General features: G+C 36.5%; 15 protein-coding genes. All 15 read right to left on the minus strand.

What is annotated here, in order from left to right:
• Positions 1-27: 27 nt before the first annotated feature.
• The gene (gene greA, locus MHB48_RS12960) at positions 28-513 is read right to left on the minus strand and encodes a transcription elongation factor GreA (protein ID WP_340922000.1); all 486 of its coding nucleotides are present in this window, start codon (positions 511-513) and stop codon (positions 28-30) included.
• Between the two features lie 113 nt (positions 514-626).
• Entirely contained in the window at positions 627-1,265 is a 639-nt protein-coding gene (gene udk, locus MHB48_RS12965; RefSeq protein ID WP_342598456.1) for a uridine kinase, read from the minus strand.
• Positions 1,265-2,539, minus strand: coding sequence for a U32 family peptidase (locus MHB48_RS12970; protein WP_342598457.1), 1,275 nt, complete (start codon positions 2,537-2,539; stop codon positions 1,265-1,267). Before MHB48_RS12970 ends, udk begins: the two co-directional genes overlap by 1 nt.
• A 74-nt stretch (positions 2,540-2,613) precedes the next feature.
• Positions 2,614-3,543, minus strand: coding sequence for a peptidase U32 family protein (locus MHB48_RS12975; protein WP_342598458.1), 930 nt, complete (start codon positions 3,541-3,543; stop codon positions 2,614-2,616).
• Positions 3,544-3,548: 5 nt separating this feature from the next.
• Entirely contained in the window at positions 3,549-4,184 is a 636-nt protein-coding gene (locus tag MHB48_RS12980) for an O-methyltransferase (protein ID WP_342598459.1), read from the minus strand.
• A 162-nt stretch (positions 4,185-4,346) separates the two neighbouring features.
• Positions 4,347-5,465 carry an endolytic transglycosylase MltG gene (gene mltG, locus MHB48_RS12985; protein ID WP_342598460.1) on the minus strand — a complete coding sequence of 373 codons (1,119 nt, stop codon included), beginning with the start codon at positions 5,463-5,465 and terminating at the stop codon, positions 4,347-4,349.
• A gap of 110 nt (positions 5,466-5,575) precedes the next feature.
• Entirely contained in the window at positions 5,576-5,869 is a 294-nt protein-coding gene (locus MHB48_RS12990; RefSeq protein WP_340922011.1) for a DUF1292 domain-containing protein, read from the minus strand.
• 11 nt (positions 5,870-5,880) lie between these two features.
• Positions 5,881-6,300, minus strand: coding sequence for a Holliday junction resolvase RuvX (ruvX, locus tag MHB48_RS12995; protein ID WP_342598461.1), 420 nt, complete (start codon positions 6,298-6,300; stop codon positions 5,881-5,883).
• Between the two features lie 2 nt (positions 6,301-6,302).
• Positions 6,303-6,569 carry an IreB family regulatory phosphoprotein gene (locus MHB48_RS13000; protein ID WP_053588802.1) on the minus strand — a complete coding sequence of 89 codons (267 nt, stop codon included), beginning with the start codon at positions 6,567-6,569 and terminating at the stop codon, positions 6,303-6,305.
• Between the two features lie 75 nt (positions 6,570-6,644).
• Positions 6,645-9,278 (minus strand): alanine--tRNA ligase, encoded by a 2,634-nt coding sequence (gene alaS / locus MHB48_RS13005; protein WP_342598462.1) that lies wholly within the window; start codon positions 9,276-9,278, stop codon positions 6,645-6,647.
• A 329-nt stretch (positions 9,279-9,607) separates the two neighbouring features.
• A complete protein-coding gene (locus MHB48_RS13010) occupies positions 9,608-12,025 on the minus strand; it encodes an ATP-dependent RecD-like DNA helicase (protein WP_342598463.1) in 2,418 nt (805 codons plus the stop codon).
• Positions 12,026-12,158: 133 nt separating this feature from the next.
• On the minus strand, positions 12,159-12,815 hold the full coding sequence (locus MHB48_RS13015; protein ID WP_342598464.1) for a tetratricopeptide repeat protein: 657 nt from the start codon (positions 12,813-12,815) through the stop codon (positions 12,159-12,161).
• A 14-nt stretch (positions 12,816-12,829) separates the two neighbouring features.
• On the minus strand, positions 12,830-13,942 hold the full coding sequence (gene mnmA, locus MHB48_RS13020; protein ID WP_342598465.1) for a tRNA 2-thiouridine(34) synthase MnmA: 1,113 nt from the start codon (positions 13,940-13,942) through the stop codon (positions 12,830-12,832).
• A gap of 32 nt (positions 13,943-13,974) precedes the next feature.
• A complete protein-coding gene (locus MHB48_RS13025; protein ID WP_342598466.1) occupies positions 13,975-15,105 on the minus strand; it encodes a cysteine desulfurase family protein in 1,131 nt (376 codons plus the stop codon).
• Between the two features lie 10 nt (positions 15,106-15,115).
• Complete coding sequence (locus tag MHB48_RS13030) at positions 15,116-15,538, minus strand: Rrf2 family transcriptional regulator (RefSeq protein WP_342598467.1); 423 nt, start codon at positions 15,536-15,538, stop codon at positions 15,116-15,118.
• Positions 15,539-15,657: the final 119 nt, after the last annotated feature.

The following is a 15,657-nucleotide window of genomic DNA, read 5'->3' on the forward strand; positions in this document are numbered from 1 at the left end:
ACCTCTTTTTATATTTTTCAGGCGAATTCAGCTTTTCTTATTATGAATAGATTTAATTTCAACGTCCATTTCTCCACCTGGAGTTAGGATTTTTACTTTATCCCCAATTGTTTTGCCTAATAACCCTTTAGCAATTGGAGAATCATTAGAAATAAGTCCTTCAATCGGGTCTGCTTCAGCCGAACCAACAATTGTATATGTTTCTTCATCCCCATCAGGAATTTCAATAAAAGTTACTGTTTTTCCTAGTGAGACAAGATCATTATTATCTTCTTCTTCAATAATAACTGCATTACGAATCATCGACTCAATTGTAGAAATTCTTCCTTCTACAAATGCTTGATCTTCTTTCGCAGAATCATACTCAGAGTTCTCAGATAAGTCTCCAAAGCTTCTTGCAATTTTAATACGTTCTACTACTTCTTTACGTTTTACCGTTTTTAATTGTTCTAATTCATCTTCAAGCTTTTTTTTGCCAGCAACGGTCATTGGAAATTGTTTCTCAGTTGACATCCCCATACACTCCTTTAAATAACCACTTAATAAATAATCATTTCTCATTCATATGCTTCTTATTAAAATGATATGAATCTCCATGAAAATATTGTCAATCTTCAATCATCATATTATACAATAACATTAGTTTCAAGAATAGTTTTTATTTTTGTAACCATTAAATCTATAGCGACCTCATTTTGACCGCCTTCTGGAATAATAACATCTGCATATCTTTTCGTTGGTTCTATGAATTGATTGTGCATTGGACGAACGACATTAATATACTGATCAACAACTGAATCAACTGTACGTCCTCTTTCATTAATGTCTCGCAGAATTCGACGAATGATTCGTAAATCTGAATCTGTGTCCACGAATAATTTTATGTCCATTAAATTACGAAGTCGCTCATCCTCGAGCACTAAAATACCTTCTAGAATTATTACATCTTGCGGTTCAATTGTAATCGTTTCTGTTGAACGCGTGTGTTGTGCGTAATCATAAACAGGCTTTTCAACCGCCTTATTGTTCAACAAATTATTCACATGTTCAATAAGTAAATCATTATCAAAAGCCAATGGATGATCATAATTTGTATTTAGTCTTTCTTCAAACTTTAAATGACTTTGATCTTTATAATAGTAATCCTGCTCAATCACAACAACAGAATGGTTTTTAAAAACTTCACTAATTGCTTTTGTTACACTCGTTTTACCAGAACCTGAACCACCAGTAATCCCAATAATAAGAGGGGTTTTTTTAGACATTATTTCATCCCTTTTCTCATCATATTATTTGGATACAACTTTACAGGACATTTGAATTGAATAATTTCTAATGGATGTCTCGCTGCATCTAATACTTGTCCTTTTTCATTGGTAATTTCACCTATTACTAAACGAACATTTTCTATTTCTGGTCCAAAAAACTCTACTTCATCGCCAGGCTTGAAATAGTTGCGTTGCTGTAACGTTACGACTTGTGTAACCTCATTATAGTCCAGAACAAGACCTACAAAGTCAAAGCCTAATTTCTTATCATGTACCCCATACATTTGCTGCTCAAAGCCTGGTTCTCCCTCAAAATACGCCGTGTCTGTCTCTCGATTTGCACATTTTTCAAGTTCATCTAACCAAGATTGCTGCATTATAAAGTTTTCAGGGTCTGCACAGTAAGCATCAATTACTTTACGATAAACAGTCACAACTGTTGCAATATAGTGAATGGATTTCATACGCCCTTCTACTTTAAGGGAATCAATGCCTAGTTCTATCATCCTTGGTATAGATTCAACAAGCTTTAAGTCTTTCGGACTCATTGCAAAAGGAGTATCATCTTCTACAAATAATGCCTGTTCTTCTCCATCATTTTGCTCATAAAGATCATAATCCCATCGACAGGATTGACAGCAACCACCACGGTTTGAATCACGAGCAGTCATATGGTTAGAAAGGGTACATCTTCCACTGTAGGCGATGCACATTGCACCATGGATAAATGTTTCAATTTCTATATCAACTTTTTCTTTCATCAGTTGAATTTCATCACCGCTTGTCTCACGAGCAAGTACCACACGATTTAAACCTTCTTCTTTCCAGTACTGTACCGCCTTCCAGTTAGACAAGGATTGTTGAGTGCTTAGATGTAGTTCTAATTTAGGTGCTGCAAGTCGACAAGTTTCAATGATTAATGGATCTGCTACGATGATACCCGTTACACCAGCACCTTCAACTTCTTTCAAGAATTCTTCCAATCCATCCATGTTTTCATTATGCGCAAATATATTCGTTGTAACATAAATTTTTGCGCCGTAACGATTAGCAAATTCAACACCTTCGCGCATTTCTTCAATGGAAAAGTTACCCGCATTTGAACGTAAACCAAATTCCTGTCCACCGATAAATACGGCATCTGCACCGTAATGTACGGCAATTTTAAGCTTTTCTAAACTTCCAGCTGGAGCTAATAATTCAGGCTTTTTGGTAATCACTCTTTTACCATCTATTAGTTCACTAATTTTATCTAATTTCGTATTTGTCACTTGTAACCTTCCCCTTCTTAAGAAAATAAATCTTTTCAATCAGTTACTGTCTACCTTTGTCACGATGAACGTTTTTAGTAAACGGTCTCTTTAAAGAAAAATCCAGTATCAAGTGGACGTAGTGAAGGTTGTATTTCTTCCAATTTTTTAAACAGATCTTTTTTAATCTCTTTGTATGAGGCTTTTGACTCGTAATAAGCATCAATCGCTTGACGATAATAGCTAGTTACTGTCGTTACATAAGAAGGATCATGTAAGATACCGTCTATTTTCAAGCTGTCGACCTCTGCAGCTAGAAACTCTTCTAACTCATCGATCATGCACATATCATTCGGACTAAAAATATGTGTCCCATTCTCATCTTGATAAATTGGATATTTGTTCGAACGTTCTTTGTCATGTAAAAACATATTTTTGTTGTTTGCACGATTTTCTACTTCCATAGCTTTATCTTGGAATAAGAAATAATTCCCTAGTAATGGTCGTTTAGATTGGAACATACATGTCATCCCATGTACTTGCACTTCAATCTGCACATCTGCATTTTCTTTTATTTCTACTATTTCATCTAAGCTGAGTTCTCTAGCTAGTACTGCACGAGTTGCCCCTCGTTTGCCCCAATAATTCGCTGTGAAATAATTCGTAGCAGTTTGTTCTGTATTCCAATGAAGAGGAATTGTGACACCTGCTTCACGTCTAGCTATAATAACCGCCGGGTCTCCAAAAACAATTCCGTCTACGCCGATTTCCTGCAGTTTTTGCATATAAGGAGCAAGTGCATCCAATTTATCATTATGAAAAAGAGCATTCATGGCAACATATATTTTTTTATTATGTTCTTTTGTTAGCTTTGCTGCAACTTCTATATCTTCCAAAGTGAATTCTCCAGCAAGACGCAAGCCAAAAAATTGTTCTCCAATTAAAAATGCATCTGCTCCAGCTCTGATTAACTCATTCATATGTTCAATACTTGCAGGAGTAACTAATAGTTCTGTTTTTTTCAATCTTTTCACCTCTTAATACTTACTAGCATTCCATCTCCAACAGGAAAGAAAGCTGTGTCATAGTCTGGATGATTCATAAGCCATTCCATAAATTGATGCTGATTGCGCACCATCGTTCGTTTACGCCTTGGCACTTCACTCATAGGTAATTCTGATAAGCCATTTAACAATAAATTATCACAGTAAATAACGCCCCCATCGTGTAAAAAGGGTGCGTACTTTTCAAAGAAGTTTTTATATTGGCCTTTTGCTGCATCTATAAAAATAGCGTCAAATTTTTTACTACCTAATGATTCCGATGAAATTTCTAAAGCATCTCCAACAATTACTTGAATACGTTGTTGTAAATTTGCTCGCTCTATATAATTTTTTGCAAGTTCTGCTTTTTGTTCATCACGTTCGATAGTCACAATCGTTGCTTCTACTAATTTCATCGCCATTCGCATAGAAGAATAGCCAATAGCTGTACCAAGTTCTAAAATAGTTGAAGGTTTTTGTAAGGAAAGTAATTGAAGTAATGACTCCATTCCCATTAATTGCATAATTGGTACATGATTTTCTTTTGCGTACTGTTCCATCTCCATGAAAATGGAAGATCGAGGTTTTATTAGATCTTTTAAAAAATCATCACTTATATTCATTCCAAGCTAACCCCTTTGGGAAAATATTAACGTACGTACCATTCATTCGGCATTAATCAAGCTACAGTCAGCGTCTAACGCGTTTTCTTGTATGTAAAAAACACATCTTATAATAACATAGCAGGAGAAGGAAAGCGACCTCATTCCTTCTCCTGCATTGTATTATTTTAGATATTCGTCAATTTTTTGAAGATGCTCTTCATACGTTTCAGAAAAATGGTTTTTTCCTGTTTTATCAGCAAGAAAATAAAAGTAATTTGTGGCCTCTGGATTCAAAACCGCCTCTATAGATGATTTACCTGCATTCGCAATCGGTCCAGGGGGCAACCCTTGATTTTGATACGTATTATATGGATTATCATATTCTAAGTCTTCGAAAAGAACACGTTCTTTATGACTGCCTAACGCATATAATACCGTCGGATCTGTTTGTAATGGCATTTGAGCATCTAAGCGATTATAAAATACACTTGCAATTGTTTCTCGATCTGTTTGAGCCGTTGCTTCTTCCTCAAGTAAAGATGCAAATGTTAGTAGCCAGTGGACGGATTTTTCTTCTGATTGCAAGAGATCGTAATACGAAGAAACTGTTTTTTCCGTATTCTTTAACATTGTTTCAGCAATTTCTTCTAGCGAAGGTTTTTCCTCATAAAACGGATATGTAGCAGGATATAAATATCCTTCCAACGCATATCGAACATTTTCCGCTTTAATATCTTCTGTTAATAAATTAGGATATTTGACCATCATTCTATCAACAAATTCATCGCTTGTTACAAGATTAAAAAATTCTTCCGCCGATCTACCTGTTTTCTTCTCTACAACTTGTCCTATTTGTTCCAATGTTAAGCCCTCTGGAACAGTTAATGTAAATAGTGGTTCTCTGTAAATTTTACCAGTTTTTAAACTTTCAATAATTTCATCTAATGTCATTGCTTTTGTTAAATCATATTTGCCCGCTTGAAAATTCGATTCATTATTAAATTTTGCATAGTATTTAAATATTTTAGCATCTTTAATGACACCGTTCTTTTCTAGCGTCGCAGATATACTGTCTAAACCAGATCCTATTGGTATGTCTACACTTATTAATTCCTCTGAAGTAGGATCTAAAGGTTTTAATGCACTTGTTACATAGTTATACGTGATATAACCACCAATACCACCTACTAATAATATTAACAATGCAATTATTAACACAATTCGTCTAACAAGCTTCACTTCTTTTTTCTTTTTTTTCATTTTTTCAAACATGATCTCTTTTTTGGTTTCATTTTCCACGGGTTCTCCCCCTTTATATCCATTTCATTATACTAGATAATGGACAAAAAGAAAAAGGAGGAATGAGGAGCACCTCTTTCCATCCTTTTTTAGTAGAATAACGCTTACTTTTACTCTTCGTCTTCCTCTTCTTCATCTAAAAATGTATTTAACATTTCTTCGATCATATCCCATTCTGCATCCAATTCGATTGGAAGTAGGTCTCCGTCTTCCCCATCTTCATTAGGTGAGAATGATGAAGCGTGAATTTCGATTTCTTCATTTTCATCTTCTTCCGCACCAATTGGATAGTAAAGTACATATGACTTCCCGAATTCTTCTGATTCAAATGTGAATAGTACGTTACAAAGTTGCTCATTTCCGTTTTCATCTACAACTGTAATATTTTCTTGACCGTGGTCCATTTCCAGTCACCTCATCTATTTTTTCTATCAAGAAAGCCTTGTAATATCATTACTGCAGCCATCTTGTCTATCACTTGTTTCCGTTTTTTACGGCTAACATCTGCATCTATTAACATACGTTCTGCAGCCATCGTTGTCAATCTTTCATCCCACATTGTTATTGGAAAATTAAATTTGTCAGTCAACATTTTTGCATATTGTTCCGATGCTTCTGCTCGGGGACCAATGGAATTGTTCATATTTTTAGGAAAACCAACAACGAATTCTGTTACTTCATGTTGTTTTACTAGTTCATCAATACGATCCAAACCAAACTCTAAATTTTCTTCGTTTATTTTTATCGTTTCAATACCTTGAGCTGTCCAGCCAAGTGCATCACTAATTGCTACGCCCACTGTTCGAGAACCGACGTCTAAACCCATAATTCGCATGCTTAAGCCTCATTATTTTTTTTGATATAGAACTTCACTAGCTCTTCTAAAATTTCGTCTCGTTCTAACTTTCGTATCATGTTACGTGCATCTTGGTGGCGAGGAATATAAGCTGGATCACCAGAAAGTAGATAGCCTACAATTTGATTGATAGAATTATACCCTTTTTCTTCTAGTGCAGAGTGAACTTGTAGCATCACATGTTTAACTTCTTGTTCCATAGATTCTTCAGGGAAATTAAATTTCATCGTCTTATCAAATGAGCTCATGATCAGCACCTCGCTTTCGATTTTGGTAGGTAACTTTACGTATCTATACATAGTATAACCTAATTTGGAAATTGTTTAAACTGATTTGATATATTCGTAAACAGAAGTTAACGCAGCTTCTAATTTACTACCGTCTTTTGCACCAGCCATTGCAAAGTCTGGACGGCCGCCGCCTTTACCTCCACATTGCTCCGCTACTAATTTGACGATATTTCCAGCATGGTAGTTCCCACCTACTATATCTTTTGTTACACCAGCAGAAATCATTACTTTATCCCCATCGATTGCACCAAGGACAATTACTGCTTTTTCTAATTTTTGTTTTAAATCGTCCATCATTTGGCGTAATTGGTTATTATCTTTTGCATCTACTTTGACAGAGAGTACAGTTACATCGTTCACTGTTTGAGCAGAAGATAAAACAGATGATGCTTGACTATTCGCGATTTTTGCAGAAAGTGACTCATTTTCTTTTTGTACATTTTTTAACTCTTGTAACGTTTGTACTACTTTTGCAGTCAAATCTTTCGATTGAGCCTTCAATAAATTCGATGCTTCTGCTAATATTTGTTCTTCTTCTTTTACAATTTCAAAAGCACCTTTTCCAGTAACAGCCTCAATACGTCGAGTACCTGCTCCAATTCCACTTTCGGAAAGAATTTTAAAGAATCCAATTTCCGAAGTGTTTTTCACATGAACACCACCGCAAAGCTCTAGTGAGAAAGTCCCCATTTGTACAACACGAACAATATTGCCATATTTTTCACCAAATAAAGCCATAGCGCCCATTTTCTTCGCTTCATCAATATTATGGTATCCAGTTACTACCGGTATATTATCCCACACTTTTTCATTTACTATTCGTTCAATTTTCTCTAACTCGTCTTTTGTTACTTGTCCAAAATGTGAAAAGTCAAAACGTAAGCGGTCTGGCCCAACATAAGAACCAGCTTGGTTTACATGTGTTCCTAACACATCTTTTAATGCTTGGTGCAGAATATGTGTCGCTGAGTGATTTTTAATCGTATGGCCTCGTAGAGCTTGATCTACTGTTGCCACTACTTCTGCATCAGCAATCATTTCACCAGATTCAATTACTACGGTGTGTAAATTTTGTCCATTTGGAGCTTTTTGAACATCTTTCACAAAACCTCTAAATGTATCATTTCCAATCATTCCATGATCCGCTATTTGACCACCGCTCTCTGCGTAGAAAGGAGTTTGAGATAAAACTACCTTTACTTCATCCCCTTCATGAGCAGTTTTCACTAGTGCTTGACCAAGAACGATCGATGTAATATTAGTCTTAACGCTTAATGTATCATACCCTACAAATTCACTTTCATCGTGAATATTGCCGAACACCTCTGATTGTACTTGCATAGAGTCCACATTTTGACGAGCAGCACGAGCACGTGAGCGTTGAGCTTCCATTTCTTCTTTGAATCCTTCATGGTCGACCGTCATATTTGCTTCTTCCGCATATTCTTCCGTCAATTCAATCGGGAAACCATACGTATCATATAACGTGAAAGTAGTTGTTCCAGGAATAAATGACTCCCCTTTTGCACGTTGATCTTCAATTACTTTTTCGAGAATAGAAAGGCCATCGTGAAGTGTTTCATGGAAACGTTCTTCCTCTGTTTTTATAACGCGCATAATAAAATCTTTTTTTGCTGTTACTTCTGGATAGAAATCTTCCATGATTTCTCCAACAACTGGAACAAGCTCATATAAAAATGGTTTATCAACACCAAGTTGTTTTGCAAATCGAACAGCACGTCGAAGTAATCTTCTAAGTACATATCCTCTTCCTTCGTTTGAAGGCAACGCGCCGTCACCAATCGCAAAAGCTACCGTACGAATATGGTCTGCAATTACTTTGAAAGCAGTGTCATCCTCATTGTTTTCACGATATGTTTTGCCAGAAATCGCTTCCGTTTGACGAATAATTGGTATAAATAAATCTGTATCAAAGTTCGTCGGAACATTTTGAACAACACTTGCCATACGTTCTAAGCCCATCCCTGTATCAATGTTTTGCTTTGGTAGTGGAGTGTACGTATGATCTGGATTATGGTTGAATTCCGAGAATACTAAATTCCAAATTTCTAAATAACGCTCATTTTCTCCACCTGGATACAATTCAGGGTCATTTAAATCATTCCCGTATGATTCACCGCGATCATAGAAAATTTCGGAGTTTGGACCACTTGGACCTTCTCCTATATCCCAGAAGTTTCCTTCCAAACGAATAATTCTCTCCTCTGGAATACCAATTTCGTCTCTCCAAATAAGATATGCTTCTTCGTCTTCAGGATGAATCGTAATGGATAATTTTTCTGCTTCAAAAGCCACCCATTTTTCATCCGTTAAAAATTCCCAAGCCCAGTGAATTGCTTCTTTTTTAAAGTATTCTCCGATAGAGAAGTTTCCAAGCATTTCAAAGAAAGTATGATGTCTTGCTGTTTTCCCTACGTTTTCGATGTCATTTGTACGTATCGATTTTTGTGCATTTGTAATACGTGGATTTTCTGGTACAACACGACCATCAAAATATTTTTTTAATGTTGCTACACCACTATTAATCCAAAGTAAAGATGGATCATTGATTGGTACGAGTGGAGCTGATGGCTCTTGTGTGTGTCCTTTTTCAATAAAAAAGTCTAAATACATTTGTCTAATTTGAGCACCTGTTAATTGTTTCATGTAAATTCCTCCTAATTTAAATGTGAATTGCGCCTGAAAGATACATATTTTAGGGAAATAAAAAAAGCCCTCATCCCAAAAAAGGGACGAAAGCTATGATTTCGCGGTACCACCCTAGTTACACGCTGGATTTTGCCCAATGTGTCTCTCAAGAAGCCTTAACGCGGCTATACGGCAAGTATTAATTGCACTCAAGAGTAGCTTTCCTAATTGTTGTGCTCTGTGGATTCTTCCAGCCAAGGAATCCTTCTCTAGTCAGGTAACAATAGTACTTTCTCCGTCATCATTTTCGTTTATGCAATTGATTATAGAAAACTATTTGCATTGTGTCAATTGTCTGCATCCAAAAATTGATATGGCGTTATACCATTCATACCGATTAATGGATCAATTAAATGGTAATTATCAGCGGTTAGGTAAGTAGCTTCTACCAAAACTTCAGTAGAATCCTCCTTCACTATTTCCGACTGTTCCTCTGATAGATCTTCCCTCACCGTTAATCGGTTCTTTAAAGTGGTTAATCGTTGAAGATCATCCGTTCTCTCTACACCAAACTTAAATACTTCCGGTTCTCCACATAATATTAAAAAGTTTTTTGCTCTTGTAATACCTGTATACAATAAGTTTCGACGAAGCATTTTCATGTAACTTCTTGTTACTGGCATGATAACCGTTTGAAACTCACTACCTTGAGATTTATGAACCGAACAGCAATAAGCTAATGTAATTTGGTTCAAATCATTTTTTTCATAAGTCACTTCATTGCCATCAAACGAAATGACGAGCATTTCTTTCTTTTCGACTGTTTCAGCGGCTTTAAAAATACTTACAACTTCACCCATATCGCCATTAAACACATTACTTTCCGGCTGATTGACAAGCTGTAATACTTTATCACCTATTCGATAAATCGTATCTCCGAATACCATCTCTTTACGTTTGCCATCTGTATTAGGATTAACCATTTCTTGAATCATCTTATTTAATGCATCTATTCCAGCAGGTCCTCGGTACATCGGGGCAAGTACTTGAATATCTCGAATGGAATGACCTTTTGAAAGAGCACTTTTCAGCACTTGTTCCACTACTTTAGGAATTTGTTCAGCGGAAGCTTTAATAAATGAACGGTCTCTTGTTTTGTCCAATAAAGTTGACGGCACCGATCCTTTTTTCATGTCGTGTGCTAGTTCAATAATGGAAGATCCTTCCGACTGTCGATAAATATCTTTTAGTTCTACTGTTGGAATTCGTTTAGAAGCTAATAAATCCTTTAATACTTGTCCAGGACCAACAGGTGGTAATTGATCTTGGTCGCCAACGAAAATAACTTGAGCGTCTTTTGGAATTGCTTTTAAAAGTTGGTGTCCTAGCCATGTATCGAGCATTGACGTTTCATCAATAATGACTAATTTCCCCTCAATTTCTTTTCCTTCCACATCGGCATCTTCCTGCCCTGTGAACCCTAATAAGCGGTGTATCGTCATGGCAGGTAACTCGGTGGACTCACTTAATCGTTTGGCTGCCCTCCCAGTAGGAGCGGCCAAAACAACAGGAAATGGCTTTTTGTCTTTCGCCCATTCCTTTGGATCCAAAGAAAGTCCATGAAGTTCAGCATATAATTCTACAATTCCTCTAACAACTGTCGTTTTCCCGGTACCTGGGCCCCCTGTGAGTAAAGTAATACTAGAATTTAGAGCGGTTTCAATTGCCTTTATTTGTGTCGCAGCATATTGCACACCTAAACGTTCTTCCAATCCACCCAAATGCTTTTTCATCTCCGCTAGTGGAAATTTATGATGGGTATCATTTTCGCCAAGTAACGTTTCGATTTTGGAGCTTATGCCTACTTCTGAAAAATAAAGAGAAGGGATATAAAAACGATTAACTTCACCTACAATACGGCTTTCCTCCGATAGTTCAATACAACATTTCGTTATTGCTTCAAACGGAATTTCTTCCCGTTGCGCGCTTTCTAGCAACCTCTTGACGGATTCTAATAGTTGCTCAGCATACATATATACATGTCCTTCGCTTAAGGATGCTGATTGTATTAAATGATAAATAGCGGCTTTGATTCGATCAGGATGATTTCCTTGAATACCAAGTTTATACCCCAGTTCATCTGCACGAACAAATCCTACCCCTTCTACTTCTTCGATTAGTCGGTATGGATTTTTTGTCAGTACTACAATTGTTTCTTCTCGGTATGCCTGATATATTTTCATGGCGATTTGAGGTCCAAAGCCCCATTCATTCAGCTGGATCATTACTTTTTCTAAACCAAGGTTTTGCTCTAGCACCGCTCGCAAAGTTTGTTTTTTATCTTCCCCGAGTTTTGGAATCACATCTAATGCAGCTGGATCATCCAGAATTTTATTAATCGCATTTTGACCCAGTTTTTTCACGATTTGTTCTGCTGTTTTTCGTCCAATACCAGGGAACATATCACTGGATAAATAATGGACAATTCCTTGTTCCGTAGCAGGAACCTCTTTTTGAAAGGTCTCCACTTGGAACTGGACTCCATATTTAGGGTGATTTTTAATAAGTCCAGTAAATTTATATGCTTCTTCTAGAACAAGTGAGGGGAAATAACCAGTTACGATGATTTCTTTGTCTGGATATGTAGTATTTGTAGATTTTACTTTTAATTTAATAATAGAAAATAGGTTTTGAGGATTATGAAAAATAGAGACGATAGGACGACCCGTTATAAACTGTTTTTCATTGTTCATTTCGCTTGTCATGCTACCGCCTCCAAATAATATAAATTAAATTCGCCTTGGCGTATTTGGGTCCAGATTTTGCATCGAACTTGTTCGATGCAAATCTGTGACATCCGCCAGAGGAATAAACTTAATTCAGCAAGGTCTGAATAAGTTAATTGCGAAGAGCAATCATGTCGTACACATATCGTGCTTGATCATAATTGGGTTGAATCGTAAATGCTTCTTTTAAGTGCTTAAGAGCAGCTTCCGTATCCGATGTTGAAACAGCGTATAAAACGCCTAAATTGTAATGAGCGTCAGCATTTTCTGGATCAACCTCTGTTATTTCTTTAAAGACAGGTTCCGCTTGTTCAAACATTTCCATGCTCGCTAGCGCAATTCCGTATGTTAGTTTAATTTGTATATCTGATGCATCTAATTCATATGCGCGCTGTAGGTATGGTAAGGCAAGCTTGGTATGACCTTCTTTATCAAAGCTTTTTCCCAGCATGAAATACGCATCTGGACCTTCAATTCCATTTGAAATCGCTTTTTCATATAATTTGGCTGCTTCTGCGTAGCGCTCTGCATTATAGTATAAATTTGCTAAACTATAAAATGCCGTCGCCGCTTGTTCATCTAATGTAATAGCTTTTTGAAAGAATCGTTCTGCACGTTCGTTTTCATTCATGGAAGCAAGAAGATTCCCAAAGTTTATATACCCAATTGCTTCTTCTGGGCTTTCTTCAATTGCTTTTGTAAATAGCTCCATCGCTTTTTCATAATTTTCTTCTTGAATCGCTTGGATGCCTAATTCATTATAATTCATGTTAATAACCTCCATTAACCAACGTAATCCAGTTTTAATCCATCTTTGAATACTTCATCAATCGTTGCTCCACCTAGACATTCGTCTCCTTGATAGAAAACAACCGCTTGGCCTGGTGTTATTGCGCGAACTGGCTGATTGAATGTGACAAGCACTCTATCTTCAGATAGCAATTCTACATGAACTCCTACATCTTCCTGGCGGTAACGGAATTTAGCCGTACAATTAAATGATTTTGGTTTTTCTAGCGTCGTTGTGAAAGATAAATCCGTAGCTGTTAGGCTTGTCGAGAACAATGCATCATTATTGATATTTTGTCCAACTAATAATACATTTCGTACTAAATCTTTGCCAATAACGAACCATGGATCACCTGAACCACCAATTCCTAAACCATGACGCTGTCCTATTGTGTAGTACATTAATCCATCATGTTTACCCATTGGTTTCCCATCCATTGTTTCCATCACACCCTGTTGGGCAGGTAAATACTGACCTAAAAACTCTTTAAAGTTTCTTTCGCCAATAAAGCAAATGCCAGTAGAATCTTTTTTCGTTGCAGTTGCAAGACCTTGTTCTAAAGCAATTTCACGCACTTTTTTCTTTTCCAAGTGACCAATTGGGAACATTACTTTCTCTAATTGCTCTTGGTTCAATTGATTTAAGAAATACGTTTGGTCTTTATTATTGTCTTTTCCTCGTAGCATGCGAGTTTGTCCATCACGAACTTCCACCTGTGCGTAGTGGCCTGTTGCCAAATAGTCTGCCCCAAGCGCTAATGCATGATCTAAAAATGCTTTAAATTTAATTTCTTTATTACACATTACATCAGGGTTTGGAGTTCTTCCTGCTTTATATTCCTCTAAGAAGTACGTGAACACTTTATCCCAATACTGCTTTTCAAAATTCACTGCGTAATACGGGATACCTATTTGATTACACACTTTAATAACATCTTCATAGTCATCTGTTGCGGTACAAACACCGTTTGCATCTGTATCATCCCAGTTTTTCATGAAAATACCGATTACATCATACCCTTGTTCTTTTAACAAATAAGCTGCGACCGATGAATCTACTCCCCCGGACATTCCAATAACTACACGTGTATCTTCTATTTTTTTCACTTATATTCACTCATTTCGATTATTCGTTCAAACTATAGAATAATTTTACTTATTTTAGTTGCAGCTTCTATTACTTGCTGCTCTGTATTGTTTAATCCAAAACTAAATCGGACAGAATTTCGAAGCTCTGGTGTATTTTCTCCGAACATAGCTACTAACACATGAGAAGGATCGATTGAACCGGCTGTACATGCAGAACCACTTGAAGCATCAATTCCAGCTAAATCCAGTTGTACTAAAAATGTTTCCACATCTGTTTTTGGTATGCTAACGTTCAATACATGAGGCAAAACGTAATCTGCTGATCCATTTATAGTGAACTGAACGCCCTTATTTCCAAGCTCGTTTAAGAAAGCTTTTTTTAACTGTTGATAATGATGAAAACTATCTTTAAAACTGGATTGTTTTAATTCAACAGCTTTCGCAAATGCAACGACTGCAGGAACATTTTCCGTACCCGCACGCTTCTTACGTTCTTGTTGACCACCATAGAATAGTGGTTTTAAGAAAATACCTTTTCGTTGAAATAAAAAGCCAATTCCTTTTGGACCATTGATCTTGTGACTAGAAACACTTAGTAAATCGATGTGTAATGCTTGTACATCAATAGAAATACTTCCGTAAGCTTGTACGGCATCTGTATGGAAATAAGCTGGATGATCTACTAATAAATCTCCAATTTCTTGAATTGGTTGAATCGAGCCGACCTCATTATTAGCATACATAACCGAAACTAATATAGTATCTTCTCGAAGTGATTTTTTCAAGTCATCGACATTAATCAGTCCATCTTTGTTTACAGGTAAGTAAGTAACTTCAAATCCATCACGCTTTAACTGTTCACATGCATGTAGCACAGCATGATGTTCAATTTGAGTCGTAATAATATGTTTTCCTTCATTCATTCGCGCATAAGCTGTACCAAAAATAGCGTAATTATCGGCTTCCGTTCCACCACTAGTAATCGTTATTTCGGTCTCATGTGCACCTATACTTGATGCAAGAATAGTTCTTGCTCCATCTAGTTTTTTTCTTGCACTTCTACCAGTTTGATGAATGCTTGATGCATTTCCAAACACTTGATTTAACTCATCCGTGAACGTTTTAATTACTTCTTCGGCCATTGGCGTTGTAGCAGCATGGTCTAAATATATTCTAGTCATTGTAAACTCCTTAAATATAAAACATATATCCAGGGTCTTCTGGATTTTCTTCTGAATATTCCGCTAAATCCTCAATCGTTGTCGTATCTAACACGTTTTTCACTGCGTCACGAATACGCAACCATAATTCGCGTTGGGGTGGCGCTTCCTCATCAATACCTTCTACGATTTGAATTGGCCCCTCCAAAACTCGAATTACATCACCCGTTGTGATCTCATTCGGTGCTTTTGATAGCATATACCCTCCATAAGCTCCACGTACACTTTTAACAAGTCCTGCATTTCGAAGAGGAGATACTATTTGTTCTAAGTATGCTTCTGATAAATTATGATCTGCTGCTATTTGACGAAGTGCGATTGGTCCTTGTCCACATTGTTTTCCTAAGGCAACCATAATCGTTAGTCCATAGCGGCCTTTTGTTGAAAATTTCAATATATTCCACCTCATTAGTTATCAATTTCAGTTAAAAATTCTTTCCCTAGTATAGCATAGTTACTAGTTCTAGCGACTTCAAAATGACTTTTTAAACAATGTTCTATATAATAAAAGAA

It is taken from the genome of Psychrobacillus sp. FSL H8-0483, assembly GCF_038637725.1.
GTDB lineage: Bacteria > Bacillota > Bacilli > Bacillales_A > Planococcaceae > Psychrobacillus.

Bases quoted from the DNA above. Each gene is read 5' to 3' on its own strand.
- greA (WP_340922000.1), bottom strand. From the start codon at position 513: ATGTCAACTGAGAAACAATTTCCAATGACCGTTGCTGGCAAAAAAAAG.
- udk (WP_342598456.1), bottom strand. From the start codon at position 1,265: ATGTCTAAAAAAACCCCTCTTATTATTGGGATTACTGGTGGTTCAGGT.
- MHB48_RS12980 (WP_342598459.1), bottom strand. From the start codon at position 4,184: ATGAATATAAGTGATGATTTTTTAAAAGATCTAATAAAACCTCGATCT.
- MHB48_RS12990 (WP_340922011.1), bottom strand. From the start codon at position 5,869: ATGGACCACGGTCAAGAAAATATTACAGTTGTAGATGAAAACGGAAAT.
- ruvX (WP_342598461.1), bottom strand. From the start codon at position 6,300: ATGCGAATTATGGGTTTAGACGTCGGTTCTCGAACAGTGGGCGTAGCA.
- MHB48_RS13000 (WP_053588802.1), bottom strand. From the start codon at position 6,569: ATGAGCTCATTTGATAAGACGATGAAATTTAATTTCCCTGAAGAATCT.
- alaS (WP_342598462.1), bottom strand. From the start codon at position 9,278: ATGAAACAATTAACAGGTGCTCAAATTAGACAAATGTATTTAGACTTT.
- MHB48_RS13010 (WP_342598463.1), bottom strand. From the start codon at position 12,025: ATGACAAGCGAAATGAACAATGAAAAACAGTTTATAACGGGTCGTCCT.
- MHB48_RS13015 (WP_342598464.1), bottom strand. From the start codon at position 12,815: ATGAATTATAATGAATTAGGCATCCAAGCGATTCAAGAAGAAAATTAT.
- MHB48_RS13025 (WP_342598466.1), bottom strand. From the start codon at position 15,105: ATGACTAGAATATATTTAGACCATGCTGCTACAACGCCAATGGCCGAA.